This is a genomic window from Chryseobacterium sp. NG-CE01 (assembly GCF_055695505.1).
Window position 1 is genome coordinate 1,415,739 of sequence record NZ_CM146369.1, and the last position, 26,308, is coordinate 1,442,046.

The following is a 26,308-nucleotide window of genomic DNA, read 5'->3' on the forward strand; positions in this document are numbered from 1 at the left end:
AATTTATAATAACAGGGCAAAAATTTGAGTATTAAAAAAATAGTACTTAAATTTGCCCACGTTTACGAACGAGGAAAAATTTGTCCTGATTGCAACCTCTATAAAAAAATGCTAAAACAGTATTTCTTTTTAGCCGTACCGACAATTATTCTTATTTTTCTTCGTCAATTTTAATCTAAAAACAAATAGAGTAATATGTCTTATTTATTTACGTCTGAATCCGTTTCAGAAGGACATCCGGATAAAATTGCCGATCAGATTTCTGATGCATTAATCGACCATTTTTTAGCATACGATAAAAATTCTAAGGTAGCTTGTGAAACGCTTGTTACTACAGGGCAGGTAGTACTTGCCGGTGAAGTGAAGTCTGATGCCTATCTTGATGTACAGACGATCGCCAGAGAAGTAATCAACGGAATAGGCTATACAAAAGGAGAATATATGTTTAATGGTGATTCCTGCGGTGTAATTTCAGCCATCCATGAGCAGTCACCGGATATCAACCAGGGTGTTGACAGAGCGGTAGAAGATGAGTCTTTCGAAGCTAAGGCCAATGCACAGGGAGCCGGAGATCAGGGAATGATGTTTGGTTATGCAACCAATGAAACAGCCAATTACATGCCTTTGGCACTGGACCTTGCCCACACTATTCTTAAAGAACTTTCAGCAATCAGACGAGAAGACTCGGAAATTAAATATCTTCGCCCGGATGCAAAAAGCCAGGTAACGATTGAATATTCTGACGATCACAGACCTATCAGAATCGACTCTATCGTTGTCTCTACACAGCACGATGATTTCGGAACAGAAGAAGAAATGCTGACTAAAATCAGGGAAGATATCAAAAATATCCTGATTCCTAGAGTCGTAGCGTTACAGTCTGATGAGATTAAGGCTTTATTTAATGATCAGATCAAATATCATATCAACCCTACCGGAAAATTCGTAATCGGTGGTCCTCACGGAGATACAGGTCTTACGGGAAGAAAAATTATTGTTGATACATACGGAGGAAAAGGAGCTCACGGAGGTGGTGCTTTCTCCGGGAAAGATCCTTCGAAAGTAGACCGTAGTGCTGCGTATGCGACAAGACATATCGCTAAAAATCTTGTTGCTGCGGGGGTTGCAGATGAGGTTTTGGTTCAGGTTTCTTATGCAATCGGTGTTGCCGAGCCTTGCGGACTTTACATCAATACCTACGGAACTGCTAAAGTTGATCTTCATGATGGTGAAATCGCAAAAAAAGTTTCTGAAATATTTGATCTTAGACCGTACGCTATTGAGCAAAACCTGAAACTTAGAAACCCTATTTATCAGGAAACTGCTTCTTACGGACATATGGGTAAAGAACATTATGTAGCTGATAAAACCTTCAACAAAGGACAGAAAAATGAACTTACACTTACTGGTTTAGAGTTCTTTACATGGGAGAAATTAGACAAAGTAAATGAAATTAAGTCCGTTTTCGGAATTTAATTTTCACAATAATAAACAAATGAATAGCTGCTTTATCTTTCAGGTAAGGCAGTTTTTTTTAATTTTACATATAAATAGAACAGAACATGAACAAATCACAATTCATTATTACCTTCCTTACCGTTTTTTTTCTCAGTACTTTTGCTAAAGCCCAGCTTACCGTACACAAAATGGTAAGCGTCGGATATACTTATCAAAATCAAAGTTTTGGCGAAGTGGGAGGGAAGTTGCTGTTTCTGAAGAGCGATGATGTTATCTACAGGCTTGGAGGTTCTGCATTAATGGGATCTGCAAATTCTAAGTTTGCCATCATGCCTAAAGTTTCTGCTGATGTGCTGCTGAATTTTCAGAAAGATGTAGATTTTTATCATTCATATTACTTCCTGATCGGCGCAGAAGGAACGAATAAATATATTGCTCCGAAAGTTGGTTTTACGCTTTTCGGGATGCTTGATCTTACGGGAGGATATGCTTTTTCAATAGGAAACAGTGGGATCAACGGTAAAGAACTGAAAGGACTGAATATTAATTTTACACTAAATATCCCTACTGTATTCATTCACGACATGTTTAAATGATTTTTTTTAAATTTTTCTCTTAAAAATTTAATAATAGGTTAACAGTTATTAAAAAATTATTATATTTACATCATTAAAAATTGTATCCGCCTATTGATAAGACTTTACTCTGAAGAATTGTTTTGTATTTACAGCTGAAACCAGATGAAAAATCTGGAAAGTGTTTTTTCAGCAAAATAGTATTGAGAGAAGTTATGAAATCAAAATCGGATAGTTTACTTATTTCCCTTTATCAAAAAGGAGACGAAGCGGCGTTGTCGACCCTTATTCACCGCCATCAGAGAGAACTGTTTACATTCATTTTTTACAAAATTAATGATGAAGATCTGGCAAATGATGTTTTTCAGGATACATTCATGAAAATCATTGTTATGCTGAAGGAAGGACGCTATAACGAAGAAGGAAAATTCATTCTTTGGGCGAAAAGAATTGCCCATAATTTAATTATTGATCATTTCAGGGCTAAAGCGAAGAATATTAAAGTTTCAGAAACAACTTTTGAGACAGAAGAATATTCTATCTTCGACCTGTTGAGAGAACCTTCCGAAAATATTGAAGATCAGCTGGTAACCAACCAGATTCAGGAGGATCTATTAAGAATGCTCCAGTTTCTTCCTGAGAATCAGCAGGAAGTAATAAAATTAAGATTTTTTGACGGGCTTAGCTTTAAGGAAATTGCAGATCATACTGAGATGAGCATCAATACCACATTGGGACGGGTGAGATATGCATTGATAAACCTGAGAAAAATCATGGATGAAAACCATATTATCTTGACACGATAGATAATAATATCGGAAAATTCTCGTTTTAAGGAAAACATTTAACCGCCTATGAGAAAAAATGATTCCTTAAAAGTGAAAACTTTGAAACCAAAAAAGCAGACCATTGAGTTTTTACTCAATTTTTCAAAGAATCTTGATGTTGTAAAAACCAAGAACAAGAATTATCCGATTTCCAAAAATTAAAATTAATTTTGTGCTGTATGAAAATTCAGCACATTTTTTTTGATCTCGACAATACCTTGTGGGATCACCGCAGAAATGCTTACCTTACCATTAAACAGCTTTTTGAAAAAGAGGAAATTGCCCTGAAATACGGAATTGACTTTGAAGCTTTTCACTCTGTTTATCATAGAATCAATGAAAAACTCTGGGAAGATATCCGGGACGGAATTATTGACAAAGAGTATCTGAGGAAACACCGTTTTTATGATACGTTCAGAAATTTTAATGTTGATGATGAACAACTGTCCATGTATTTTGAAGAACATTTCCTCGACAAAATTCTGAACTACAATGAACTGGTCGAAGGTGCAGCATACATCTTAGACTATCTTAAAGCTAAAGAATATACGCTGCATATTATTTCTAACGGTTTTAAAGAGGTAACAGAAAGGAAGTGTATTTTATCGGGAATTGCCCCCTATTTTCAGACTATTACCAGTGCAGATACAGTTGGCGTCAGAAAGCCGCGACCTGAAATTTTTGAATATTCCCTGAAGCTTGCAGGTGCATCAAAAGAGGAAAGTATTCTCATCGGTGACGACTGGGTCGCTGATGTTGTCGGAGCAAAAAGTTTCGGGATGGACGTTATTTTCTTCGATGTTTTAAATGAAAATAAACAGGAAAAGGATCTGAAAGTCATTAAGCATCTTTTGCAGATTAAAGAGTATTTATAAAAGTTTCGGCGGCACCAAAGGTGCCGCCGAAACTATATGATAAGGTTTAAACATTAAAGCCCTAAACTTTTTCTTACTCTTGTAATGGTTTCCGTAGCAATTACTCGTGTCTTGGCTGCTCCTTCCTGCAGTTTGGCTTCCAGTTCCTCAAGATTGTTCATATAGTAAGAGAAAAGCGCTCTTTCTTTTTCAAATCTTGTTAAAATTAAATCCAGAAGCTCTTTTTTAGCATGCCCATAACCGAAGTTTCCGGCCAGATATTTCGCTCTCAGTTCTTCCGTTTGTTCGGGAGTTGCAATCAGCTGGTAGATAGCAAATACTTTATCGGTTTCAGGATCTTTAGGCTCTTCCAAAGATTTGGAATCCGTTTCAATGCTCATCACCTGCTTTTTCAGTTCTTTTTCAGGCAAGAAAATATTGATGATATTTCCTCTTGACTTAGACATTTTGTGTCCGTCGATACCGGGAACATATTTGGTATTCTCCTGAAGCTCAGATTGCGGAAGTACAAAAACTTCACCCATTTGATTATTAAATCTTGATGCGACATCACGGGCAATCTCCAGATGCTGGAGCTGATCTTTTCCTACGGGAACGATTTCTGCGTCATACAACAAAATATCGGCAGCCATCAGGATAGGATAGGTGAATAAACCGGCGTTCACGTCCTGTAACCGGTCTGCCTTATCTTTGAAGGAATGTGCCAACGTTAATCTCTGATACGGAAAAAAACAGGATAAATGCCAAGAAAGTTCACAGGTTTCAGGAATGTCACTTTGTCTGTAAAAAAAAGTTTTTTCGGTATCCAGCCCACAAGCAAGCCAAGCCGCAGCAATCTCGTAGGTGTTTTGTTTAAGCACTTCCGCATCTTTAATCTGCGTTAAAGAATGAAGATTGGCGATGAATAAAAAAGATTCGTTTCCTTCCTGTTTTGATAGCTCAATTGCAGGAATAATAGCACCCAACAGGTTTCCCAGGTGCGGGGTTCCGGTGGCTTGAATGCCGGTAAGAATTCTTGACATTGTTTAAAATTTATTTAAAAATTAATGATTGCAAAGGTAAGATGTTTATAAATATTTTGAAGGTTTAAGATAAAGTTTATTTACTGTAACTCAACCTCAATCCTGAATTCATGGAAAAGATCGACAATCATTTTAAATTTTCTTTTTAATTTCCACCTGCATCTTTTTGAATTTTTCCATATAACTTTCTGAAGTTTACCGCCTCCGAACTCGGGCGAACAAATACAGTCTGCAAGTGCATCAATATTGCGGCCAAAATAGCCTCCCGGACCATGTGCTGCTTCACCAAGTGCGCAATAGAAATCACTATAACAATCTATATCAAAACCATCAATCTCTATAATGGTTGTAGGATTTTCATAATCGATATTCTGGCAGCTCATCGCAAGTTCCAGCCATCCCTGTCTTTCTGCTGGTTTAAGATTTCTCCATAAATTGTATTCTTTTACTTCTGCATAAAAGTAATTTTTCCATGCTTTTATTGCTCCTTTCGATCCTCCGAAGATATAAGCCAACATATATACGGAATTGTCAATAACTTCAAATTGTACGGGATTTAGAAAATAGGCTTTCTTAATATTTCCATATTGGTCTATAAGGATAATTCCATAATCGCTTTCACTATCGAATAGTTCCGGTTTAAAGACAGTGATGTTTTCACATCCGATCATTTTTACCGGATATATTTTGCCTATAGACGGTTTTTTAATTTCAAAATGTTCTATATCCTCAAAGGTTGTAAAAACTTCAATTTCAGGATAAGTTTTACCAAATGCAAGTGTGTACATATAAAAAAATTAAGGAATCAAAATTTTATCTCCCCCGAATTTCGGTTCCACACCAAAAATCAGATCGCAGTAAGCTTTTGCTTTTGCAAGATATTCTCTCATATTGGTTTTAAAACCTGCATATTTATTTACGTCGGCAGCATTGTAACCGAAAGCTTCCATCCCGTTTTGCCTGGCAAGAAACACGGCTCTTTCATTATGAAACTTCTGGGAAATAATAACCAGCTTTTTTTGTCCGAAAATTTCTTTTGCTCTCACCACTGAATCCAGGGTCCGGAACCCGGCAAAGTCGAGAAAAATTCTGTCCTGAGGGATTCCGTGCTCCATTAAGGCGAGCTGCATATCTTCAGGTTCGTTATAATCTTTCCTGCTATTGTCGCCGCTTACAATGATGTATTGTATTTTTCCGGTTTTATAAAGCTCCACAGCGGCATCGATGCGGTTGTAGAAATAAGCATTCGGAAATCCGTTATTTAAACTTTTGCTTGTACCCAGCAGCAATGCCGTTTTTGTTTTGGGAATGTAAGCCGTTTTATAAAAAAGGTAAGGATCACTGTTCTTTTTAATGCTGTAATTCACCCAGACAATAAAAAGAATTCCTGCAACCAGAAGAAGCAGGAAAATCTTAAATAAGTTCTTGATTATTTTTTTCATTATGTGCTAAACTCTTTAAAATTCAAGTCCGTTCGGGAAAGCCTTTTTTCTGAAAATTAATAGTAAAGCTGCGCCCACGGTAATTGCAGAATCTGCTACATTAAAAATATATTTAAAAAATTCGATATGTTTTCCTCCGATTAGCGGCCAGCTTTCAGGAACGTTCCAGTCTACCAGAGGGAAGTGAAGCATATCTACTACACAGCCTCTCATAAATGTAGAATATCCTTCACCGAAAGAGGAGAATTTTGAGATTCCGCCATAGCCGATCCATCGGTCAATACTTGCATCATATACGGTTCCGCTGTCGAAAATAAGTCCGTAAAACATTCCGTCTATCAGGTTACCGATTGCCCCGGCAAAGATCATGGCCATGGGAATCAGGAGGTAGTTGGATTCTCCGCGCTGCAACCATTTCTTAAATAAATAAATCATTCCTCCGATCAGGACAATCCTTACCAAAACAAGGAAATATTTTCCGATAACGCCTCCGAAATGAAGACCGTAAGCCATTCCCGGGTTTTCTACAAAAGTAAGTTTAAAGCCAGGAAGCACAGAAACACTGTCGTCAAGGTTAAAATGTGTTTTCACATAAATTTTTGATGCCTGATCAATCAAAAGAATAAGAAAGGTCACCAATACTATCTTTTTCATTATAATCCTTTAGGTTTGGTTGGTTTTCCTGCTTTCTCGTTTTTCTTGTCAACGATTTTTTTTATCGTCTTCTGATTGTGATGCATGTTCTTGGTATGGAATTTTTCGAACTTAATGTTCATTTCTTTTAGAACGCTTTTCAGCGCGCTGAGTTCCATTGCATTTTTCGGATGTACAATTATGGATTCCACTTTTTTAATTTAAATTATTTTTTGGACAGCTCATCAAGCCTTTTTCTATCTTTAGGCGAAAGGTCGTTGATACCGTTTTTGCCCATTTTGCTTAAAAGGCGGTCTATTTCTTTTTCCCTTTCGCGTTTATCGGAATTAAACCGGTCATCGATCGTCAAATTTTTTTGCTTTTCAGGAAAAAACTGATTCCTGATCCGGTCTCTGTAAACAAACGCCAGGATTACAACGATGATGATGATTAAAATGAATAAATCACTCATGGATATATACTAAAAATTAGGTTTATAAAGTATTTGTCAAAAATACAATATAAACCCAAATGTATAATATTAACCTCTCGGTTATTTCTGCATATTTTTCGCTTCGATGCTCAGCGTTGCATGAGGAACAGCCAGAAGTCTTTCTTTAGGAATTAATTTTCCGGTTACTCTGCAAACGCCGTAAGTTTTGTTTTCAATTCTTATCAGAGCGTTTTTAAGATCACGAACAAATTTTTCCTGTCTTCCGGCCAAAATAGAATTCTGTTCTTTGCTTAGTGTTTCAGCACCTTCTTCAAAGGCTTTAAACGTGGGCGAAGTATCGTCCGTACCATTGTTTTGGTCGTTGATGAAACTTTCTCTGATCAGCTTCAGATCATTTTCCGCTTTTTCTATTTTTTCCTTAATGATTGCTTTAAATTCTTGTAAATCAGCATCACTGTATCTAACTCTTTCGTCTGACATGGTTCTTTTCTCTTTTTTAATAAAATTATGAAATGGAATTTGAAAAACAATAACTATATGTTAAATTTTTTCAACATTTATCTTAAAATTAACTTCATCTATTTCGATTTCGTTAAAATTTGAAAGTGAAGATACAATTTCTATTTTATTTGACAAGACTTCGGATGAAATATATTCTTCGTTTTTTCTGATGTCATCTATGAATGGCGAATGCTCTTCCAAAGAGATCAAAATTCTGTCCGTCAAATCGAAATCTTTATCTTTTCGCAGGTTCTGAACCCTGTTGATGAATTCTCTTGCGATACCTTCAGATTTTAATTCTTCTGTCAACGTCAAATCTAATGCCACAGTTGTTTTCCCATCGGAAGTTACCGTCCATCCCGGGATATCTTTTGTGGAAATTTCTACATCCTCCAATGTAATTTCGTAACCTTGGATGTGTAAATTTCCTTCTTTTTCTAAAGTTGAAATCTGTTCTGCATTAAAATTCGCGATCTCACCTCCAACTGCTTTCATGTCTTTTCCTAATTTAGGGCCTAGAGCTTTAAAATTCGGTTTGATCTGTTTTACAATAAGATGTGCTGCTTCTTCCGCGTTGATCAGTTGGATTTCTTTAACATTTACTTCCTGCTTGATCAGTTCCGAAACCGCTGAAATCTGTTCCTCTGTTTTAGAATCCAAAACAGGGATCAATACTTTTTGCAACGGCTGGCGAACTTTTACATTTTCTTTCTTTCTCAAAGAGAAAACCATACTTGTAATGTTCTGTGCCAGATGCGTTTTTTCAACCAGCTCCTCATCGATAAGGCTTTCATCCGCAACCGGGAAATCTGTTAAATGTACAGATTCAAAGTTTTCTTTTCCTGTAGCTTTATTGAGATCCTGATACAATTGATCCATAAAGAACGGAGCGATGGGCGCAGATAATTTGGCAACTGTTTCAAGACAGGTATATAAAGTCTGGTAAGCTGAGATTTTATCTTCGGAATAATCTCCTTTCCAGAAACGTCTTCTGCATAATCTTACATACCAGTTGGATAAGTTATCATTTACAAAAGTACTGATGGCTCTCGCTACTCTTGTCGGTTCATAATCTTCGTAGAAAGCTTTTACTTCTTTAATCAGTAAATTTAATTCGGATAAAATCCATCGGTCGATTTCAGGTCTGTTTTGAACCGCGGGTTCAGCGAATTTAAATCCGTCAACATTCGCGTATAAAGCAAAGAACGAATACGTATTGTATAATGTTCCGAAGAATTTTCTTCTCACTTCATCAATGCCTTCGATGTCAAATTTCAGGTTTTCCCAAGGATTAGCATTTGAAATCATGTACCAACGGGTTGCATCCGGACCGTAAACCGCAAGTGTTTCAAACGGATCTACGGCGTTACCTAAACGTTTTGACATTTTCTGGCCGTTTTTATCCAAAACAAGCCCGTTACTCATTACATTTTTATAAGCAACCGAATCAAAAACTGCCGTTCCGATCGCGTGAAGCGTGTAGAACCAACCACGTGTCTGGTCAACACCTTCCGCAATGAAATCTGCCGGAAAAGCTTTATTGGTATCAATTAATTCTTTGTTTTCAAAAGGATAATGTAGCTGTGCATAAGGCATCGCTCCCGAATCGAACCAAACGTCAATCAGATCGCTTTCGCGTTTCATTGCCTGCCCTGAATCCGATACTAAAATCACTTTATCAACCACATTTTTGTGGAGGTCAACAAGTTCGTAATTGGATTCGGACATATTTCCGATGATAAAACCTTTGAACGGATTTTCTTTCATCAATCCTGCTTCAATCGATTTTTCTATTTCGTTATATAATTCTTCTACAGAACCGATGATTTTCTCTTCTGCCTGCCCTGAGCCGGTCGAAGGGTCTGTTCTCCAGATTGGTAGTGGAATTCCCCAGTATCTTGAACGGGAAAGATTCCAGTCGTTTACATTTTCCAGCCAGTTGGCGAAACGGCCTTCTCCCGTTGATTTCGGTTTCCAGTTGATTTCTTTGTTTAAATCTACCAGTCTGTCTTTCACAGCGGTCATTTTTACAAACCATGAATCCAGCGGGTAATATAACAATGGTTCATCTGTTCTCCAGCTGTGTGGATACGAGTGAACATATTTTTCTACTTTGAAAGCCTTGTTTTCTTTCCTTAATTTCAAAGCAATTCTTTCATCTACAGAAAGATAGGTCTTCAAATCTGAAATAATAGACTTGAGGTTTTCTTTTTGAATTTTGAATTCCTCTTCTTTTTCTGCTTCGCTCAGGTATTCTCCTTTTACATATTCCTTCGCAAAACCGTAGATCTCATCATTCACCTGAGATAAAAATCTTCCCTGTAAATCTACCAGCGGCACAGGATTTCCGTTTTTATCCAAAACAAGCATTGGCGGAACTTCAGGAGTTGCTTCTTTAGCCACTTTGGCATCATCAGCACCAAACGTTGGCGCGGTGTGAACGATACCGGTTCCGTCTTCCGTCGTTACAAAGTTTCCTGAAATTACCCTGAACGCATTTTCCGGATTTTGGTGAGGTTTAGCGTAATCTAAAAGTTGCTCATATTTAATTCCAACTAAATCAGCCCCTTTAAATTCGGCTAAAATCTGATAAGGAATAACTTTACTTTCTGAAGTGTAATTTGCGAAATCTTCTTCTGTACCTTCACTGTATTTTTTTGCAAACTGTTTTCCAACCAAAGCTTTCGCCAAAACTACATTTACCGGCTCAAAAGTATATTGATTGAAAGTTTTAACCAAAACATAATCGATTTTCGGACCTACTGTCAACGCTGTATTGGAAGGCAGCGTCCAAGGAGTTGTCGTCCAGGCTAAGAAATGCACATCGCCAAATCCCTGTAAAAATGAAGGCAATGTTTCCGGCAATGTTTTAAACTGTGCCACCACTGTTGTATCTGAAACATCACGGTAAGCTCCCGGCTGGTTTACTTCGTGGGAAGAAAGTCCGGTTCCTGCTTTCGGAGAATACGGCTGAATGGTGTAGCCTTTGTACAATAATCCTTTTTCATACAGTTGTTTCAGTAGCCACCAAACGGTTTCCATGTATTTAGACTTGTACGTGATATACGGATCGTCAAGATCAACCCAGTAACCGATTTTTTCGGTAAGGTTGTTCCAGACATCTGTGTAACGCATTACGGCTTCACGACACGCTTTATTATAATCTTCAATTGAAATCTTAGTGCCAATATCTTCTTTAGTGATTCCTAATTCTTTTTCCACGCCAAGCTCTACCGGAAGTCCGTGTGTATCCCATCCCGCTTTACGGAAAACCTGTTTTCCGTTCTGGGTCTGATAACGACAGAAAATATCCTTTAATGCTCTGGCCATTACGTGGTGAATTCCGGGCATACCGTTTGCAGAAGGCGGACCTTCATAAAAAACAAACTCAGGCTGCCCCTCACGAATCTCAACACTCTTATTGAAAGTTTTATTCTGTTTCCAGAATTCCGCTACATTCTCGGCTACGTCAATAAGGTTGAGGTTTTTGTACTCTTTAAATTGGCTCATTGTAATATATCAATATCGTTGATTAATTAAGTTGGCAAATTTACTAAAATTTACCGGTTTATAATATATGTTTTATTTTCATATTTGCAATAAAAATTTCTGTTTCAGAAAGATAAAATAGAAGTATTAATTTTTGTCAACAGTCAGGAGTAAATTGTAAACTTTTGAAGAAGTTTTTAAACACAAATAAAAACGAATGTTTTACAAGCATCGCGGATTCTGATGGGAATCAATGGGGGCGGGCTTTAGCCCGCTTTCAGATTGTAACGCTGCTAATGGGTTTTAACCCAAACTTATTTTAAATACAAGCTATCTGAATTTCTGCATATTTTAAGAAGCTGAGAATTAATCAACAAGTTGATTTGATGAACCTTTTTTTCACGCTTCGCGCAGCAAATTTATTTGCCTTTGTCCTCTAAAAATAAATTTAGAATAAAAACTTTGCGTAAAATTAATGTCAAGAGATTTTCAAGAATGAATATTAACAGAGTTATCGTTGAAATCTGTGGGCAATAAAATCTTCACGAGAAAATTAATATTAATTAAATAAATTTGTCCATTAAAATAAAAAAACCATTGGACTTTTATCCATCCATCGAAAGATCAGACACTCGGGAAATCAAAAAGTTTCAGGAGCAAAAACTTCAGGAGCTTTTGGCTTACCTTGAAAAAAACTCACCTTTTTATCAAAAAGTATTCAGGGAAAACAATATCAATATTTCTGAGATTCAGACTTTGGAAGATCTGCAGAAAATCCCGATCACCACAAAAAATGATATTCAGCAGCATAATGATGATTTTTTCTGCGTAACTCCGGATAAAATTGTAGATTATAGCACAACTTCAGGAACGCTGGGTGACCCTGTAACCTTCGGATTATCAGATAACGACCTTGAAAGATTAGCTTACAATGAAGCGATTTCTTTTGCCTGTGCCGGAATTCAAAAAGGAGATGTTGTACAAATGATTACAACCATTGATAAAAGATTCATGGCCGGGCTTGCTTATTTTTTAGGCTTAAGAAAAATGGGCGTGAGTGTTGTCAGAATGGGACCGGGAATTCCTGAGCTTCAGTGGGATTCTATTTTCAGATACAGGCCGAAGTATTTAATTACTGTTCCTTCATTTTTATTAAAAATGATCGATTATGCCGAAAAACATGGAATTGATTATAGAAACTCCAGTGTTTATGGAGCAGTTTGTATCGGAGAGAGTATCAAAAATCAGGACTTTACGGATAATATTTTATCCCAGAAAATTAAGGAAAAATGGGATATTAAATTATTCTCAACATATGCTTCCACAGAAATGAGCACCGCTTTTACGGAATGTGAAGAACAGATCGGCGGACATCATCATCCGGAGCTAATCATCACCGAAATTCTTGACGACGATGGAAATCCGGTAAAAGAAGGTGAAAGCGGGGAGTTAACGATTACAACTTTAGGTGTTGAAACGATTCCGTTATTAAGATTCAAAACGGGAGATATTGTAAAAGCACATGATGAACCTTGTAAATGCGGAAGAAATACAATGAGACTTGGTCCGGTGATCGGCAGGAAGCAGCAGATGATCAAATATAAAGGAACTACATTGTATCCGCCTGCGATGAATGATATTCTGAATGATTTCGATGGTATTCTGTGTTACCAGATTGTTATTCAGTCGAATGAAATCGGGTTGGATGAAATTATTATTAAAATAAGTACAGACAGTGATTCCGAAAGCTTTGTAAGTGAAGTAAGAGATCATTTCCGGGCAAAGCTGAGAGTAAGCCCCAAAATTGAAGTGATTGATTTTGATATTTTATCTAAAACAGTTTTTAACCCGAACAGCAGAAAACCAATTACGTTTATCGATTTAAGATAAATAAAACGGCCTGAAATCTCAGGCCGTTTTTTATGCTTGTTGCTTTTCTTTTTTAATGAATTCTGCGAGATTCCTGATCGCTGTATCATGTATTCGTACAAAAGTATTTTTTTTATCCCATACATAACCTGCGAGAACTGCACAGATTTTTCTTTTCACATCGGGATTTTCCGGCTGGTGGAAAAACAATTCCTGGAGATTTCCGGTGTACCATTCCTTTACATACGTTGTGAAAACGTCAACACCATAAAGAATATAGTCTGCAAACTCCTTTTGCCAGTCAACTTTTTCACCGTTTAATTGTCTTAATGCCAATTTTGCGGCGGTCATTCCGCCTTCTGTGGCAAAAGCCATTCCTGAAGAGAAAACCGGATCAAGAAATTCCGAAGCATTTCCCGTTAAGGCAAAACCATCACCGTATAATTTTTTTACCGAGCATGAATAGTCTTTAAGATGTTTAGGTTCGAAAAGAAAGTCTACATCTCCGAAACGTTTTACATAATAATCCGAAAGAGAAATCGCTTTTCTCAAAGCTTCTGCGGTATCACCGTTTTCAGAAAGCCGATCGATATATTCAGTAGGCCCCACAATTCCGACGCTTGTATTTCCATTGGAGAAAGGAATTACCCAAAGCCAGACTTCCGTTTCGATAATATCAAAAGAAATTAAAGTGCCTTCTGTTCCTGCTTCTCTGTTGATATCTTTTACATGGGAGAAAATAGCGGAGTGAGGTGAAAGTTTTGAAGGTTTTTCCAGATCCAGAAGTCTTGGAAGGACTCTTCCGTAACCGCTGGAGTCGATGACAAATTTGGCGTGGATTTCTTTGGTTTCGCCGTTTTTATTTTTTACTGTGGTCACAGAATCTGTTCCGTTGAATTCAATCCCGATCACTTCCGTTTCGAATTCCAGATCAATTCCTTTATTAATGACTTCCTGAGCCAGAACATTGTCAAAATCTGCTCTGGGAACCTGCCACGTCCAGTCCCAGCCTTCTCCGAATTTATTGCTGAAATCAAAAATACAGACTTCTTTTCCTCTCAGGAATCGGGCACCCAGTTTTTTTTCAAAACCCATTTTATCAAGGGCGGGAAATAATCCGGCTTCCTCAAAATGATCCATAACCCTTGGAATGAGGCTTTCTCCGACAACCAGTCTTGGGAATTTAGTCTTTTCCACAACTTTTACGTTGACGTTGTTCTTCTTTAAGTATGAAGAAGATACGCAACCGGATGGGCCGGCTCCGATTACAAGAACGTCAACAAATTCTTTGCTCATCTTTGATTTTTTATTTTAATAATAACTTCTATCTTTGCCGCAAATTAATGACAATTAATTAATAATTACAAAATTATCATATTATTACTTTCAATAAATGAAAATAAATAACTTTTTAGAACTGAATGATTTTAAAAGAATCATCAATGAGAATAAGAAAATAGAACTGGACGAAGCGCTTCTTGCCAGAGTAAATGAAAGCTTTCAGTTCTTAAAGGAATTTTCAAAAAATAAAGTAATATATGGAGTGAACACGGGCTTCGGACCCATGGCTCAATTCAAGATCAGTGACGAAGATACCCACCAACTTCAGTATAACCTGATCAGAAGCCATTCTTCAGGAATGGGAAATCCGCTTCCTGCAGACGAAGCAAAAGCCTGCATGCTGGCAAGATTAAATACATTGTCCCTCGGGAAATCAGGCGTTCATGAGTCTGTTGTGAATTTACTTAAAGAATTAATAAACAGGGATATTACGCCGCTCATATTTGAGCATGGAGGAGTGGGCGCAAGCGGAGACTTGGTTCAGTTGGCACATCTTGCCCTGGTGTTGATCGGGGAAGGTGAAGTTTTTTATCAAGGGGAAAGAAAATCTACAAAAGAAGTTTTTGAATCTGAAGGTTTAAAACCAATTCAGGTAGAAATCCGTGAAGGGCTCGCATTAATGAACGGAACTTCCGTGATGTCCGGAATTGGCGTTGTTAATGCGCATAAAGCAAATCAGTTAACTGATATTTCTGTTAAATTATCCTGTGCGATTAATGAAATTGTTCAGGCGTATGATGATCACTTATCGGAAGTATTAAACGGAACAAAACTTCACGCCGGTCAGCAGAAAATTGCAGAAAAAATGCGGGTTCATTTGTCTGACAGTAAATTAATCAGGAAAAGAGCAGATCATTTATACACTCATTTTGAAGAACAGGAAAAAGTTTTCAAAGAAAAAGTTCAGGAATATTACTCTTTACGATGTGTTCCGCAAATTTTAGGACCTGTTTTGGATACTTTGGAGTACACTGAAAAAGTGTTGGAAAACGAAATTAATTCAGCGAATGATAATCCGATCATCAATGTTGAAGATCAGCATGTTTATCACGGCGGAAATTTTCACGGAGATTACATTTCTTTGGAAATGGATAAGCTGAAAATTGTAGTAACAAAACTGACAATGCTTGCAGAAAGACAATTGAATTATTTACTGAATTCCAAAATCAATGAAATCTTGCCTCCGTTTGTTAATCTGGGTAAATTAGGATTCAATTTCGGGATGCAGGGTGTTCAGTTTACGGCTACGTCTACAACGGCAGAAAACCAGATGTTATCAAACCCGATGTATGTTCACAGTATCCCTAATAATAATGATAATCAGGATATTGTAAGCATGGGAACAAATGCTGCAGTGATCTGCAGAAAGGTTATTGAAAATGCTTTCGAGGTATTGACGATTGAGGCTATTACGATTGTTCAGGCTATTGAATATCTTGGTTTTCAGGATAAAATTTCATCAGCAACTAAAGAGCTGTATGACGAAATTAGAAAAATTATTCCCGCATTTTCGGATGATATGGTGATGTATCCTTATCTGAAAGAGGTGAAGAAATATTTGAAGACAGTGTAATTTTTTAATGAGATTAATTGTCTTTAATAAGGAAATAAAAATGATACTTTAAAACTAACACTACAAAGTAACACATGAAATGTGCAATCGTCACAGGAGGCTCAAGAGGAATTGGAAGGGCCATCTGTATAAAACTGGCTGAGGAAAAAAATTACCATATTTTAATTAACTACACTTCGAACGAAGCTGCAGCAAAGGAAACTCTGGCTAAAGTTGAAGAACTTGGATCTACAGGTGAGATCCTGAAATTTGATGTAGGAAATGCAGAAGAAACCCAGAAAATTTTAACGGAATGGCAGGAAAATAATTCTGATGCTACCGTTGAGGTTATCATAAACAATGCCGGAATTACACGAGACGGACTGTTCATGTGGATGCCAAGTGAAGACTGGAACGCGGTGATTAACACCAGTTTAAATGGTTTTTTCAACGTAACGAATTTCTTTATTCAGAAACTGTTGCGTAATAAATACGGAAGAATCATCAATATGGTGTCAGTTTCCGGGGTGAAAGGAACAGCAGGACAGACAAACTACTCTGCTGCAAAAGGAGCTTTGGTAGGAGCTACAAAAGCTCTGGCTCAGGAAGTGGCAAAAAGAAATATTACGGTAAACGCAGTGGCGCCGGGCTTCATTAAAACAGATATGACCCAGGAATTTAACGAAGACGAATTAAAAGCGATGATTCCTGCAAACCGATTCGGTGAAGCAGAAGAAGTAGCAGATTTAGTTGCGTTTTTAGCTTCTAAAAAATCATCGTACATTACAGGTGAAGTAATTAACATCAACGGAGGAATCTACTCATAATAATTTAGCAATGTAATAATTTAACAATGTATCAATAATGGAGATTCTTTATTTCGTTCAGAATGACAGAATGTATCATGGTTGCGAATTAAAATTGTTACACTGTTAAATTGATAAACTGTTACATTTTTTAACATGGAAAATAGGGTTGTCATTACCGGAATGGGAATTTATTCCTGCATCGGAACTTCTTTGGAAGAGGTGAAAGAATCTTTATTTCAGGGAAGATCCGGGATTTTTTTAGTGGATGAAAGAAAGGAGTTTGGTTTCAGATCCGGATTAACAGGCGTTGTTCCGAAACCGGATCTTAAAAATCTTCTCAACCGCAGACAGCGTGTAAGCATGGGCGAAGAAAGCGAATATGCCTACATCGCAACGCTTGATGCTCTGAAGCAGGCAAATATCGACCAGGATTTTTTAGACAATAACGAGGTCGGAATTTTATACGGAAACGACAGCGTTTCCAAGGCGGTGGTAGAATCTATTGATATTGCAAGAGAGAAAAAAGATACGACTTTAATGGGTTCGGGAGCGATTTTTAAATCCATGAATTCCACAGTAACCATGAATCTTTCAACGATTTTTAAATTGAGAGGAATCAACCTAACCATCAGCGCAGCCTGTGCAAGCGGATCTCATTCTCTGGGATTGGCTTATATGATGATTAAAAACGGCTTCCAGGAAATGATTATTTGTGGAGGAGCGCAGGAAACCAACAAGTATTCAATGGCAAGTTTTGACGGACTGGGTGTTTTCTCAGTAAGGGAAAATGAACCGACAAAAGCATCAAGACCTTTTGATAAAGACAGGGACGGTTTGATTCCGAGCGGAGGTGCAGCAACTTTAATTGTTGAAAGTTTAGAGTCTGCCCAGAAAAGAGGAGCCAATATCATCGCGGAAATTGTCGGTTATGGTTTTTCTTCCAATGGAGGGCATATCTCCACACCTAATGTAGACGGACCTGCTTTAGCAATGGACAGAGCCCTGAAGCAGTCCGGATTATCTGCTAAAGATATTGATTACATTAATGCCCACGCGACTTCCACACCAATTGGCGATGCCAATGAAGCCAAAGCGATTTATGAAATTTTTGGAGGCGAAGTACCGGTAAGTTCTACCAAATCAATGACCGGTCACGAATGCTGGATGGCGGGTGCAAGTGAAGTTATTTATTCTATTCTGATGATGCAGAACGATTTCATAGCACCGAATATCAATCTGGAAAATCCTGATGACGAAGCAAAAAGGATAAATTTGATTGCCGAAACAAAAAGTCAAAAAATTGACGTATTTTTGTCGAATTCTTTCGGATTTGGGGGAACCAATTCCGCATTAATTGTTAAAAAATTTAATTAAAAACATGGAAAGGGAAAAAATTGTTGCGACCGCTAACTACTTTTTAGTAAATGAATTTGAAGTAGACGGCGATGAAATCAGCAATGATGCAAACTTTAAAAAAACGTTAGGCTTAGACAGCTTAGATTATATTGATCTTGTAGTAGTGATAGAATCTAATTTCGGCGTGAAATTAGGCGAAGCTGATTTTAAAAACATCGTGACTTTTGGTGACTTCTATTCAACCATCGAAAATAAAATTGCTGAGAAAAACGTATAATTATTGATTTAGCTCCTTTGCTGAGTGAAACGCCTTTGCGAACTTAAAAATAGTTAGCTGTTAAAAATTCCTTGCGAACTTTGCGTTAAGAACAAAAAATATGAACAAATGGAAAGGTAAATCTAAAGGCACGATTCTGGGATACAGGATTTTCGTCTGGTGTATTAGAAATATCGGGATCAGAAGTTCATACGTTGTGCTTTATTTTGTTGCTTTCTACTATTTTTTGTTCGAGAAAAACAGCAACAGGTATTACAGATATTATTTCGGGAAAAGACTCAAGTACGGGTACTGGAAAACAAAAGCTTCTTTATTCAAAAGCTACTTCACTTTCGGAACGGTTCTCATTGATAAAACAGCTATTTCAGCCGGATTACGGGACAAATATACCTATGAATTTGACGGAATTGAAAATCTCAGAAATCTTTTAGCAGAAAAGAAAGGCGGTGTCCTCATCAGCGCCCACATCGGCAATTTTGAGATTGCAGAACATTTCTTTGCAGATATCGATTTTGACTGTCAGATCAACCTAGTGACAACAGATCAGGAAGTTACAGTTATTAAGGAATATCTTGAGAGTGTTTCCGTTAAAAAAAGCAATATCAAATTTATCTACGTCAAAGAAGATATGTCCCATATTTTCGACATCAATGAAGCATTATCCAAAAACGAGCTGATCTGTTTTACGGGCGACCGTTATTTCGAAGGCTCAAAATTCTTAGAAGGAGAATTACTCGGAAAAACGGCGAAATTTCCTGCCGGACCTTTTCTTATTGCTTCCCGATTGGGCGTTCCCGTGGTCTATGTGTATGTGATGAAAGAAAAAAATCTTCATTATCACCTTTATGCAAGAGTTGCCGAAAACGTCAAAAAACGCGATGCACAGGGACTTCTCAATTCCTATACCCAAAACCTCGAATCTATGATCAGGAAATATCCGTTGCAATGGTTCAATTATTTTGATTTTTGGGACGATATTGATTAAATTTCAATATTTTTAGGGCAGCTTTTCCGTCTTCCGCTCCCAATCTTTTTTCGCTTTCGCAAAAAAAGGATTTCCGCTCAAGCCGGGCTGCAAATAACTCAGCAAAAACGTGGGCAAAGCTTCCAAAAAACTGATAAAAAATTAATCTCCTTGAAAAAAACATACGACATACTCGTAATCGGCAGCGGATTGGGCGGTCTTGTTTCGGCACTTATTCTGGCAAAAGAAGGCCTGAAAGTCTGTGTCCTGGAGAAAAACAATCAGTATGGAGGGAATTTACAGACCTTTTCCCGGGATAAAGTTGTTTTCGATACCGGTGTTCACTATTTAGGAGGTCTGTCGGAAGGGCAGAATCTGTATCATTTTTTTTCATATCTGGGAATAATGGATGGTCTTCAGCTCAGAAAGATGGAGCAGGACGGTTACGATAAAATTACTTTCGGAGAGGATGAAATTGAATATCCTCATGCGCAGGGCTATGAAAATTTTGTCGAGCAGCTGTCAAAATATTTTCCGGAAGAAAGGGATAATTTAGAAGATTACTGTGAAGAAATCCAGCGGGTGTGCAGTCAGTTTCCACGATATAATTTAGTGGGAAAAGACAATTATAATGAAGAAATCCTTCACCTAAATACCAAAAGATTCATTGAATCTTTAACTGTTAATAAAAAACTGCAGTCGGTTTTATTAGGTTCAAATTTTTTATACGCCGGAGACTCCGAAAATATTCCGTTTTATATTCATGCGCTTACGGTCAATTCTTATATCCAGAGCGCTTACAAATGTGTGAAAGGGGGAAGCCAGATTTCAAAGCTGCTGATCCGCAAACTTCGCGAGTATGGTGCCGAGATCCATAAGCATACTGAAGTTTCTGAATTTATTTTTAATGAAAATAATGCGATAACCGGAGTGAGAACTTCAGCAGGAAAAGAATATTTTGCAGAGAAATTCATTTCCAATATAGAAATCCGCTCTGCCGTTCAATTGATTGGTGAAGAGCGGCTGAAAAAATCATTTTTAAATAGAATCATGAGCTGGCAGCCGGTTTCTTCCTGCTTCAGCGTATATCTGGTTCTTAAACCTCAGGCAATCCCGGATTTTAATTATAATATTTACCATTATTCCAACGAAGAAATGGTGTGGAATGCGTATCGTTACCAAAAAGAATCCTGGCCTGAAACATATATGCTTTCTTCAACAGAATCAAAACATGATCCCGGTTTTGCAGAAAGTCTTACCGCAATTTCCTATATGGATTTTGATGAGGTGGAAGAATGGCAAAATACATTCAATACCGTTGCAGAAGAATCTGAAAGAGGAAGAGCATATGAAAGATTCAAGGTGGAAAAAGCTGAAAAAATGATTGACGCTTTAGAAAAAAAAATTCCGGATTTAAGAAAAAATATTAAAAGATACTATACTTCATCACCATTGTCTTACCGTGATTATATCGGAAGCTATAACGGAAATATGTACGGCTACAGCAAAAGCTCTGGAAATCCTCTGAAAACAATGGTTTCCCCAAGAACAAAAATCGATAATCTTTTTTTGACCGGCCAGTCGGTGAATATGCACGGCATTTTAGGCTGTACGATCGGAGCATTTAATACCTGTGCGGAAATTCTCGGCAAAGAATTGATTGATAACAGATTAACGCATTTTATTAACGAGAATAAAAGTGGAGAATAAAAAGAACAGTAATTTACGGATCGTCATTCCGGGTAAAGCAAAACGTAATGAAGAATCTATACTGAAAATGGTTTTCTTTTTTCGTCGTAATGCCGGAGGCTTCACGTTATTTCTAAGTCTCAGCCTTATTTTTATCCTGACATCTTGCGGAATCCGGAAATCTGTACACCATATTCCTGATGTAAGGCAATATTCCCTTGAAATCCCTAAGGTTAACAAAATAAACGATTCAACTTTTAGTTTTAACCAAAATTATTTAACGAAAAACAAGCAGCAGATCTGGGAACTGTACATTAAAGGAAATCCCTTGCAGCTGGGCTATAACAATGGAGCTTTAACACAGAATCTGATGCAGAGGCAAGAGAAGGTCTTCTTTTCAAAAGTGGAAGGCTTTGTTCCCTCAAAATTTAAACAACATATCCTGCGCGGGTTCCTGAAATGGTACAACCGGAAAATGTATCTCAATGTTCGGGAAGATTTTCAGGCAGAATTGTATGGTCTGTCTCAATATTCTTCCGATGAATACAATTTTATAGCTCCAAAATATTTGAGAAATCTTTACCTGCACGGTGCTCACGACATCGGTCATGCGATGCAGGACCTCATGATGGTGGGGTGTACTTCTCTGGCAGTCTGGAACGAAAATACGGAAGACGGGGATTTGCTGATCGGCAGGAACTTCGATTTTTATGTGGGTGATGATTTCGCAAAAAATAAGGTCGTAGAATTTGTAGAACCTGAAGACGGAATTCCTTATCTGTCTGTGAGCTGGCCGGGAATGATCGGTGTGGTTTCCGGGATGAATAAAGAGGGCGTAACAGTGACGATTAATGCCGGAAAATCTAAAATTCCGCTAACTGCAAAAACCCCAATTTCTCTGGTTACAAGGGAAATTTTACAGTACGCAAAAAATATTGATGAAGCGGTAGCTATTGCAAAGAAGCGGAAAGTGTTTGTCTCGGAAGCCATTCTCGTGGGAAGTGCAAATGATAAAAACGCCGTCATCATTGAAGTATCGCCGGATAACTTCGGTGTGTATAAGGTTAATAATACAAGCCGTGTTTTCTGTACCAATCATTTCCAGTCGGAAGCCTATAAAAATGATAAAAGAAATCAGAAACACATTGCAGAAAGTCATTCCGAATACAGGTACGAAAAGCTTCAGGAACTTTTAGAAGAAAATAAAAAACTGAATCCTGAAAAAATGGCGGGCATTTTAAGGGATAAATCCGGGCTGAAAGGCAGGAAAATAGGTTACGGAAACGAGAAAGCGATCAACCAGCTTATTGCGCATCACGCCGTGATCTTTTCACCTCAGAAAAAATTAGCATGGGTCTCGGCAAATCCTTACCAGCTCGGTGAATTTGTGTGTTATGATCTTAATGAAATTTTTTCTGAGAAAAAACTGAAGAAAGGTGATTTTGCAAGATCCGAAATGAATATTGCGAAAGATCCTTTTCTCGATTCTAAGGAATTTGAAAATTATGAACAGTACAAACTCATGAACGAGGAAGTAAAAAAAGGAATTGAAGGCAAAACGTTGTTAACGGAAGGTTTTCTGGCAAATTATCAATCCTTAAACCCAGATTTCTGGTTCGTATATTATCAATCCGGAAAGTATTATTTTAATAAAAAAGAATACGCTAAAGCAAAAAAAGAATTTGAAACAGCTTTGACAAAAGAAATCACCACTGTTACGGAGATGAAGAATGTGCAGCACTGCCTCCGTAAAGTAAGTATTAAAGTAAATAAATAAATTTGTATTCTTTAATTATATTGCGTTATTATAGTTCTTATTTTAATTTAAGGTATTTAATAAATTTTTAATTGGATGATTATTTTATTATATTTTAACAGATTTTATTGGTTTTAATAACTGTTATGTTGTTATTTGTTTAATTAAAATTTAATTTTATTAGCAATAATTTTATTTGTATGATTTAAATGATTAACTTCGTTTTTGTTAAATTGTTAATGAATGCGAAAAATCTACTTACTGACTTTATTTTGCTTATTAGTGCTGTTTTCCTGTAAAAACGACGAGAAAATTGAAAGTATAGAAACGGAGAGTTCTTTTGTTAATTTTAATATTGATGCAGTTCCGTATTCAAAATTGTCGACTTACATGTTCTTTACGGGAGAATTGAAAAACCTGCAGCCTAACACCAAGGTTATTCCTTACGAGCCAGCCAGTTCACTTTTTACGGATTATGCGTTGAAAAAGAGATTCATCTGGATGCCGGGAGGGGTAAAGGCAAGCTATGATACTGATGATAAAGTATTAAATTTTCCCGTCGGAACCGTGTTAATCAAAAATTTCTATTACAATACCATACAACCCGGGAATACGACAAAAATTCTTGAAACCCGCTTAATGATCAAAAAATCAACAGGTTGGATTTTTGCAGAATACCTCTGGAATGATGCCCAGACTGAAGCCGAATTGGTTACCGGAGCCAACTTTGCAAGCGGCAGTTCTAAGAACATTACTTTCAAAAAAGATAACGGAGATGTTATCACTACAGATTACAGAATCCCTTCGGAAACAGAGTGTCTGGCCTGCCATAAATTAGACAACAAACCTATTCCTATCGGTCTGAAACCCCAGAATATAAATGGTACATACAATTATCCCAACGGAATTAAAAATCAGTTACAGAAGTTCGTAGATGAAGGATATCTTCAGAGTTATCCATCCAATATCGTTTCTACTGTAAATTACAAAGATACCAGCAAACCTTTGGATATTCGTCTGCGGTCTTATCTTGACATCAACTGTGCCCACTGCCATCAGGAAAATGCACGTTGTGATTACAGGGCAATACGTCTGAGCTTCAGCCAGACTTCCAATCTGACGAAGATGGGAGTATGCGTAATGGCCGATGAACCTCTTAATTCTTCATTGGAAAGAATTATCATGCCTGGCAATCCTGCCAAATCGGTAATGCATTTCAGACTGAATTCTGTCAATGAAAATAACAGGATGCCGCTGCTAGGAAGAACTATCGTTCATGATGAAGGTGTAGAACTGCTGCAACAATGGATTTCTTCTTTAAATCAGACTTGTCCATAAAAATAATACTAAAAACTTTTATCCATGAAAAAAATATTCCCCTTTTTTGTTTTATTATTGAACAGTACATGGATCTCTGCGCAGCTTACATGCGCTACAGCAGCTCCAATCGGCCTGGGAACGGTTATCGCTCCCAGTGTAACAGGAGACCCGCCTTTAACGGTCTGTTCTTTAACGGGCGGGCCAGGGACGAAAGGATTGTGGTATAAATATACAGCCACCGCAAATAAAACGATTAAAATTACCACTTCGTCTGCCGGTCAAAACGCAGATACCCGTATGATCGTATTTTCAGGAAATTGTACTGCGCTCAATTGTATTACGGCTAACGACGATTACGCCGGACAATTTTCTCAGGTGACTTTTAATGCGGTTGCAGGCACAACTTATTATATTGTATTTGATAACAAATTTTCTTCCATAGGCTTTAATATCAATGTGTCAGAAGTGGTGGTTCAGCCAGATCGTCTGACCTTTACTTCTCTGCCGGTTTCTGCAGCAGGAACTTTTAACAACTGCATTGTAGATATGAACGGAGATTATCTCGATGATATCGTTTCGGTGGTAAGTGCAACTCAGATTGTTATTTCTTATCAGCAGCCGGGAGGAGCATTCAATAATGTGACATATACCGTTCCCACCACAGTTATAACACCTTCATGGAGTATAGCCGCCGGAGATTATGATAATAACGGGTTTAATGATCTCATTTATGGTTCTGGAAGCGGAATTGCTTTCTTAAAGGCAAATGCCACCGGAACAGCTTATACATCCGACAGGAAACCGCAGTCTTTTTTAGTTCAGAGAACCAATTTTATCGATATTAACAACGATGGTAAATTAGATGCATTTGTCTGCGATGATAACGCCCCGAACAGATACTACATCAATGACGGTACAGATATGAATCACAACCAGGGCGGACTGGGAGATTTCCCGTCCGGCGGAAATTATGGGTCCATATGGATCGATTATGATAATGACGGAGATATGGATCTCTTTATTGCAAAATGCAGCGGCGGCGGTTCTGGTCCCGGAGGAAATATCGATGAACTTCACAGAAACAACGGTAATGCTACATTTACCAATGTTGCAGCGGCAGCCAATATGGCAAACCCGGTTCAGACATGGTCGTCTGCTTGGGGAGATTTTAATAATGACGGATGGATGGACGTAGTGGTAGGTATTAATTCTACAGCAAACGGACTGAGTAAAGTAATGAAAAATAACGGCGACGGAACCTTTACCGATAAATCTTCGGGATCAGGCTATGATACAACAAATGCTCTGAGCAGAGAATACGTCGCTTATGATTTTGATAATGACGGATTTTTGGATGTATTGGGCGCAGGAAATACCATTATGTTCGGGAACGGAGATTTTACTTTTACTCCAAATCCCAACCCTTATAACCTCAGCAGCTTTGATCGTCCTATCGGAGACTTAAATAACGACGGGTTTCTTGATATTCAGAACGGAAGTAGTGTACTGATGAATGCAGGGAATACAAACAAATGGCTAAAAGTAACCCTGAAAGGAACCCAAAGCAATAGAAACGGAATCGGAGCCAGGGTAGAAATTTACGGATCCTGGGGAAAACAGATCAGAGATGTACAGAGTGGAACCGGTTTCGGAAATATGAGTACGCTGAATGTTCATTTCGGGATCGGTCAGGCTACAGCCATTACAAAAGTGATCGTACGTTGGCCTTCCGGTATAGTGGATACGATTTACAATGTAAATCCTAATTCGACATTAAACGTAATTGAAGGTGCGTTCTTAGGTACAAAAGATAGTCAGGCTGCGGCAGAAATGTTTACAGTATATCCAAATCCGGCCCATGATATAATACAGTTTAAAGGCCAGTCAGATTTTACGCCGGAGCAGGCAAGGATTTATGAAATGAGCGGAAGAATTATTCTGCAGGTTAAGGTTGAAAGAAACCAGGTTTCCGTAAAAGATGTAAAACCGGGAACTTATATATTGCAGGTAACAGATAAAGCGGGAAAGAATTATTCACAGAAAATAACAATTAAATAAAAACTCAAATGATACTGCAGGGCCGAAAGGCCTTGCGGTTT

At 37.7% G+C, this 26,308-nt stretch carries 23 protein-coding genes; 14 read left to right on the plus strand and 9 right to left on the minus strand.

What is annotated here, in order from left to right:
• Window positions 1-195 precede the first annotated feature (195 nt).
• From metK to ACYT6F_RS06945, 4 genes are all read left to right on the plus strand, one after another.
• Complete coding sequence (metK, locus tag ACYT6F_RS06930) at window positions 196-1,476, plus strand: methionine adenosyltransferase (protein ID WP_472600497.1); 1,281 nt, start codon at window positions 196-198, stop codon at window positions 1,474-1,476.
• An 86-nt stretch (window positions 1,477-1,562) separates the two neighbouring features.
• Window positions 1,563-2,054 (plus strand): hypothetical protein, encoded by a 492-nt coding sequence (locus ACYT6F_RS06935; RefSeq protein ID WP_472600498.1) that lies wholly within the window; start codon window positions 1,563-1,565, stop codon window positions 2,052-2,054.
• 194 nt (window positions 2,055-2,248) lie between these two features.
• Window positions 2,249-2,839 carry an RNA polymerase sigma factor gene (locus ACYT6F_RS06940; protein ID WP_472600499.1) on the plus strand — a complete coding sequence of 197 codons (591 nt, stop codon included), beginning with the start codon at window positions 2,249-2,251 and terminating at the stop codon, window positions 2,837-2,839.
• Window positions 2,840-3,039: 200 nt separating this feature from the next.
• Window positions 3,040-3,735 carry a YjjG family noncanonical pyrimidine nucleotidase gene (locus ACYT6F_RS06945; protein ID WP_472600500.1) on the plus strand — a complete coding sequence of 232 codons (696 nt, stop codon included), beginning with the start codon at window positions 3,040-3,042 and terminating at the stop codon, window positions 3,733-3,735.
• A gap of 53 nt (window positions 3,736-3,788) precedes the next feature.
• Here the strand turns inward: ACYT6F_RS06945 and trpS are convergent, their stop codons facing one another.
• From trpS to ileS, 8 genes are all read right to left on the minus strand, one after another.
• Window positions 3,789-4,757, minus strand: coding sequence for a tryptophan--tRNA ligase (gene trpS / locus ACYT6F_RS06950; protein WP_472600501.1), 969 nt, complete (start codon window positions 4,755-4,757; stop codon window positions 3,789-3,791).
• An 80-nt stretch (window positions 4,758-4,837) separates the two neighbouring features.
• Complete coding sequence (locus ACYT6F_RS06955; protein WP_472600502.1) at window positions 4,838-5,545, minus strand: barstar family protein; 708 nt, start codon at window positions 5,543-5,545, stop codon at window positions 4,838-4,840.
• Window positions 5,546-5,554: 9 nt separating this feature from the next.
• Window positions 5,555-6,199: a SanA/YdcF family protein gene (locus ACYT6F_RS06960; protein WP_472600503.1), complete on the minus strand. Its 645-nt coding sequence runs from the start codon at window positions 6,197-6,199 to the stop codon at window positions 5,555-5,557.
• 15 nt (window positions 6,200-6,214) lie between these two features.
• Window positions 6,215-6,853, minus strand: coding sequence for a lipoprotein signal peptidase (locus ACYT6F_RS06965; RefSeq protein WP_248388822.1), 639 nt, complete (start codon window positions 6,851-6,853; stop codon window positions 6,215-6,217).
• Window positions 6,853-7,044 (minus strand): DUF2683 family protein, encoded by a 192-nt coding sequence (locus tag ACYT6F_RS06970; RefSeq protein ID WP_472600504.1) that lies wholly within the window; start codon window positions 7,042-7,044, stop codon window positions 6,853-6,855. The genes ACYT6F_RS06965 and ACYT6F_RS06970 overlap by 1 nt, the downstream gene beginning before the upstream one ends.
• Window positions 7,045-7,058: 14 nt before the next feature.
• Complete coding sequence (locus tag ACYT6F_RS06975; RefSeq protein WP_472600505.1) at window positions 7,059-7,304, minus strand: DUF6576 domain-containing protein; 246 nt, start codon at window positions 7,302-7,304, stop codon at window positions 7,059-7,061.
• Between the two features lie 81 nt (window positions 7,305-7,385).
• Complete coding sequence (locus tag ACYT6F_RS06980) at window positions 7,386-7,766, minus strand: TraR/DksA family transcriptional regulator (protein ID WP_027378898.1); 381 nt, start codon at window positions 7,764-7,766, stop codon at window positions 7,386-7,388.
• Between the two features lie 60 nt (window positions 7,767-7,826).
• Window positions 7,827-11,297 carry an isoleucine--tRNA ligase gene (ileS, locus tag ACYT6F_RS06985; protein WP_472600506.1) on the minus strand — a complete coding sequence of 1,157 codons (3,471 nt, stop codon included), beginning with the start codon at window positions 11,295-11,297 and terminating at the stop codon, window positions 7,827-7,829.
• A 576-nt stretch (window positions 11,298-11,873) separates the two neighbouring features.
• Here ileS and flxY point away from each other — a divergent pair.
• Window positions 11,874-13,166 (plus strand): flexirubin biosynthesis putative acyl-CoA ligase FlxY, encoded by a 1,293-nt coding sequence (flxY, locus tag ACYT6F_RS06990; protein WP_472600507.1) that lies wholly within the window; start codon window positions 11,874-11,876, stop codon window positions 13,164-13,166.
• Window positions 13,167-13,196: 30 nt separating this feature from the next.
• Here flxY and ACYT6F_RS06995 read toward each other — a convergent pair whose 3' ends face one another.
• Window positions 13,197-14,441, minus strand: a complete 1,245-nt coding sequence (locus tag ACYT6F_RS06995; RefSeq protein ID WP_472600508.1) for an NAD(P)/FAD-dependent oxidoreductase — start codon at window positions 14,439-14,441, stop codon at window positions 13,197-13,199.
• Window positions 14,442-14,538: 97 nt separating this feature from the next.
• On the opposite strand from ACYT6F_RS06995, the gene flxA reads away from it, so the two are divergent.
• The 9 genes from flxA to ACYT6F_RS07040 all read left to right on the plus strand — a co-directional run bounded on the left by flxA (window position 14,539) and on the right by ACYT6F_RS07040 (window position 26,267).
• Window positions 14,539-16,059, plus strand: coding sequence for a flexirubin biosynthesis tyrosine ammonia-lyase FlxA (gene flxA / locus ACYT6F_RS07000; RefSeq protein WP_472600509.1), 1,521 nt, complete (start codon window positions 14,539-14,541; stop codon window positions 16,057-16,059).
• A gap of 74 nt (window positions 16,060-16,133) precedes the next feature.
• On the plus strand, window positions 16,134-16,865 hold the full coding sequence (gene flxB / locus ACYT6F_RS07005; protein ID WP_472600510.1) for a flexirubin biosynthesis SDR family reductase FlxB: 732 nt from the start codon (window positions 16,134-16,136) through the stop codon (window positions 16,863-16,865).
• A 135-nt stretch (window positions 16,866-17,000) separates the two neighbouring features.
• Window positions 17,001-18,221, plus strand: a complete 1,221-nt coding sequence (locus tag ACYT6F_RS07010) for a beta-ketoacyl-[acyl-carrier-protein] synthase family protein (RefSeq protein ID WP_472600511.1) — start codon at window positions 17,001-17,003, stop codon at window positions 18,219-18,221.
• A 4-nt stretch (window positions 18,222-18,225) separates the two neighbouring features.
• Window positions 18,226-18,480: an acyl carrier protein gene (locus ACYT6F_RS07015; RefSeq protein ID WP_472600512.1), complete on the plus strand. Its 255-nt coding sequence runs from the start codon at window positions 18,226-18,228 to the stop codon at window positions 18,478-18,480.
• A gap of 100 nt (window positions 18,481-18,580) precedes the next feature.
• Window positions 18,581-19,465: an LpxL/LpxP family acyltransferase gene (locus ACYT6F_RS07020; protein WP_472600513.1), complete on the plus strand. Its 885-nt coding sequence runs from the start codon at window positions 18,581-18,583 to the stop codon at window positions 19,463-19,465.
• Window positions 19,466-19,615: 150 nt separating this feature from the next.
• The gene (locus tag ACYT6F_RS07025) at window positions 19,616-21,154 is read left to right on the plus strand and encodes a phytoene desaturase family protein (protein WP_472600514.1); all 1,539 of its coding nucleotides are present in this window, start codon (window positions 19,616-19,618) and stop codon (window positions 21,152-21,154) included.
• 67 nt (window positions 21,155-21,221) lie between these two features.
• Window positions 21,222-22,910, plus strand: coding sequence for a C45 family autoproteolytic acyltransferase/hydolase (locus tag ACYT6F_RS07030; RefSeq protein WP_472601106.1), 1,689 nt, complete (start codon window positions 21,222-21,224; stop codon window positions 22,908-22,910).
• 222 nt (window positions 22,911-23,132) lie between these two features.
• On the plus strand, window positions 23,133-24,227 hold the full coding sequence (locus tag ACYT6F_RS07035; RefSeq protein WP_472600515.1) for a hypothetical protein: 1,095 nt from the start codon (window positions 23,133-23,135) through the stop codon (window positions 24,225-24,227).
• A 24-nt stretch (window positions 24,228-24,251) separates the two neighbouring features.
• Window positions 24,252-26,267, plus strand: a complete 2,016-nt coding sequence (locus tag ACYT6F_RS07040) for an FG-GAP-like repeat-containing protein (protein ID WP_472600516.1) — start codon at window positions 24,252-24,254, stop codon at window positions 26,265-26,267.
• Window positions 26,268-26,308 lie beyond the last annotated feature (41 nt).

Bases quoted from the DNA above. Each gene is read 5' to 3' on its own strand.
- ACYT6F_RS06965 (WP_248388822.1), bottom strand. From the start codon at position 6,853: ATGAAAAAGATAGTATTGGTGACCTTTCTTATTCTTTTGATTGATCAG.
- ACYT6F_RS06940 (WP_472600499.1), top strand. From the start codon at position 2,249: ATGAAATCAAAATCGGATAGTTTACTTATTTCCCTTTATCAAAAAGGA.
- ACYT6F_RS06975 (WP_472600505.1), bottom strand. From the start codon at position 7,304: ATGAGTGATTTATTCATTTTAATCATCATCATCGTTGTAATCCTGGCG.
- metK (WP_472600497.1), top strand. From the start codon at position 196: ATGTCTTATTTATTTACGTCTGAATCCGTTTCAGAAGGACATCCGGAT.
- ACYT6F_RS06995 (WP_472600508.1), bottom strand. From the start codon at position 14,441: ATGAGCAAAGAATTTGTTGACGTTCTTGTAATCGGAGCCGGCCCATCC.
- ACYT6F_RS06955 (WP_472600502.1), bottom strand. From the start codon at position 5,545: ATGTACACACTTGCATTTGGTAAAACTTATCCTGAAATTGAAGTTTTT.
- ACYT6F_RS06980 (WP_027378898.1), bottom strand. From the start codon at position 7,766: ATGTCAGACGAAAGAGTTAGATACAGTGATGCTGATTTACAAGAATTT.
- ACYT6F_RS07040 (WP_472600516.1), top strand. From the start codon at position 24,252: ATGAAAAAAATATTCCCCTTTTTTGTTTTATTATTGAACAGTACATGG.
- flxA (WP_472600509.1), top strand. From the start codon at position 14,539: ATGAAAATAAATAACTTTTTAGAACTGAATGATTTTAAAAGAATCATC.
- ACYT6F_RS06935 (WP_472600498.1), top strand. From the start codon at position 1,563: ATGAACAAATCACAATTCATTATTACCTTCCTTACCGTTTTTTTTCTC.
- ACYT6F_RS06945 (WP_472600500.1), top strand. From the start codon at position 3,040: ATGAAAATTCAGCACATTTTTTTTGATCTCGACAATACCTTGTGGGAT.
- ileS (WP_472600506.1), bottom strand. From the start codon at position 11,297: ATGAGCCAATTTAAAGAGTACAAAAACCTCAACCTTATTGACGTAGCC.
- ACYT6F_RS07030 (WP_472601106.1), top strand. From the start codon at position 21,222: ATGGTTTTCTTTTTTCGTCGTAATGCCGGAGGCTTCACGTTATTTCTA.
- ACYT6F_RS07015 (WP_472600512.1), top strand. From the start codon at position 18,226: ATGGAAAGGGAAAAAATTGTTGCGACCGCTAACTACTTTTTAGTAAAT.
- ACYT6F_RS07010 (WP_472600511.1), top strand. From the start codon at position 17,001: ATGGAAAATAGGGTTGTCATTACCGGAATGGGAATTTATTCCTGCATC.
- ACYT6F_RS07035 (WP_472600515.1), top strand. From the start codon at position 23,133: ATGCGAAAAATCTACTTACTGACTTTATTTTGCTTATTAGTGCTGTTT.
- ACYT6F_RS06960 (WP_472600503.1), bottom strand. From the start codon at position 6,199: ATGAAAAAAATAATCAAGAACTTATTTAAGATTTTCCTGCTTCTTCTG.
- ACYT6F_RS07020 (WP_472600513.1), top strand. From the start codon at position 18,581: ATGAACAAATGGAAAGGTAAATCTAAAGGCACGATTCTGGGATACAGG.
- flxB (WP_472600510.1), top strand. From the start codon at position 16,134: ATGAAATGTGCAATCGTCACAGGAGGCTCAAGAGGAATTGGAAGGGCC.
- trpS (WP_472600501.1), bottom strand. From the start codon at position 4,757: ATGTCAAGAATTCTTACCGGCATTCAAGCCACCGGAACCCCGCACCTG.